We start from the raw sequence: 1,967 nt of genomic DNA, 5'->3' as shown, positions 1-1,967 counted from the left end.
GGAAGCCACGGGAGCACCTCAAAAACACCATTATACACTACATCAGTAAGTTGGTAGCATCACCAGAAGCCCGTTAGGGCTTCTTCTGTTTATTTTTTCAAAAGGAAGAATTCTCTCGCCCCTGGTATAAGTCTGTCTACTTTCACCCCGGCACTACCACCACTATCAGCTGTTGCTTCATCGATTGGCTTTTTGTTTACCTGTATCTCGGTAATCGATAGCAAGTGCCAATGATTGTCATCATCCTTCACTACAATCCTATCTTTATTGCTTATCGTCGTGTCGGGTGTTCTCGTAAGGTCAAAAGAGTACACATTGATCCCACGAAAGGTATGGTCGCAGGTTAGGGCTTTCAATGATTTGCGGAAATCTATAAGGCCGCGCTGGTTGAATGCTTCTCTTACATCAGATTTATCGAGTATGCCTGACTCAATCATGTGATACACTTGGAAGAGTTCATATGTGTAAGTCATGCCTCTATAAGCTATTGCAGCATCAAGCTCCTGTTGTTCGAAGAATGGTGGATTTTTTCGCTCTTTCGGGTTTTTATGGCGTTGATGATTTACTATATAAACGCCTTTGTAAATATGATCAGGATTAGCCGTTTCACGACGGTAAACTATCTTTGAAATCTGAGCACATTGATCATCAGATGAAGTTCCGCCAATTCCTTTTACTTCAAAAAGATATGTTTTTGAAGATGTTTCTATATACAAATCCTCTTCAAGAACTTCACCATTTCCTTGATCAACATTTTCGTCAGGAGCAATTACGTTTTCAAAGCCAATATATTGAAGAAACCACTTAACCGAAAATACAAGTTCATCATCAGTAGCAGTGAGTAAAGCTTTTGTTTTTAAATTCTCATCTTTGTTAGATAAATCAATTAGCTCTCTTTGTAATTTTAAAAGACTTTCTTCATACTCGGTTTTTAGTTTTTCAATCTCAATGGATTTTGTTTTTTCTTCAAAAGAAACATATGAATCGCTATTTATCCACTGAAAGCTCCCATTGTTTGGGAAGAGATCTTCAAAAAGAGGGATGTCAGGTAAAACGTTGCTAAATAAATCACTTAAGAATTCGTTTTTGTTATAAATTACCGGGAAAAAGATAAAGATTTTTTCTTTTATACCTCTTACAAAAGAGATAGCCTCCCCACTTTCATTTTCAGCCAAAATAATATCATCATCATTAACTCCATCAAAAACAACATTATAATTACTGCTGTGTGAGTACTTAAATATTAGATCTGTTAAATCTTTAGCAATCACTTTATCTGGCTTTTTAAAGCGACTTCCTGACCTATCAATGACACCAAGATAGCTATTATTAAAATCATAGGTCTTATATTGAAGTTTTTGATGGTTCCTTAGAGGACCATTTACCACTTCATATTCTGTTTCAGTATTACTATCGCAAAAAATAATTACTGTTTGTTTTTTTTTAGTAGAAAAGATTTGATTGCTGATTATGGACATATCGAGAGGAAGCAAGTCTACATAAGAGGGAGCATGTTCAAAATACACACTCAATGAAGACGAAATCCCCTCACCATGGCTAAAGTTACTCAGCTTGGTATCGATAACTATAATTTCAGCCTCGTGAATATTTTCAGGGATTCTATGTAAATAAGAAATTGATTTAGGAAGATAAGACTGTTCTTGACGAACATAACCATTCAAGTTATATCTATGTGCATTAAACCCAGATGCTTGTAGTACCTTGTCAGAATCAAAATTTGTGTTTAAAAGATAGATTAGCGGAATATTATTGTTGTCCATTCGATAGTTTCCAAACAGTTAGTGATAAGATCAACCTGATCAGTTTACCCTACAATGTCCTGCAATCACCTCAGCTTTTTACCTTTATTCTGGCCGTTTTGTCATGTATGACTCTAACACAGGGTAATGGTGCCAACTTACTGATTTAGTGTACGATGGTGTTTTTGAGGTGCTCCCGTGGCTTCC

General features: G+C 36.1%; 1 protein-coding gene. It reads right to left on the bottom strand.

The genetic code is table 11. The features are described from left to right. Window positions 1-89: 89 nt before the first annotated feature. Window positions 90-1,781, bottom strand: a complete 1,692-nt coding sequence (locus HMPREF3140_RS09415) for a hypothetical protein (RefSeq protein ID WP_016946333.1) — start codon at window positions 1,779-1,781, stop codon at window positions 90-92. Window positions 1,782-1,967 lie beyond the last annotated feature (186 nt).

The organism is Klebsiella sp. HMSC16A12, assembly GCF_001808265.1.
Lineage (GTDB): Bacteria > Pseudomonadota > Gammaproteobacteria > Enterobacterales > Enterobacteriaceae > Klebsiella > Klebsiella pneumoniae.
Note: the sequence above shows the minus strand (reverse complement) of the source record. Positions and strands in the feature narration are given on the sequence as shown.

Excerpts from the sequence above, each read along its gene's own strand:
- HMPREF3140_RS09415 (WP_016946333.1), bottom strand. The coding sequence starts at position 1,781 with ATGGACAACAATAATATTCCGCTAATCTATCTTTTAAACACAAATTTT.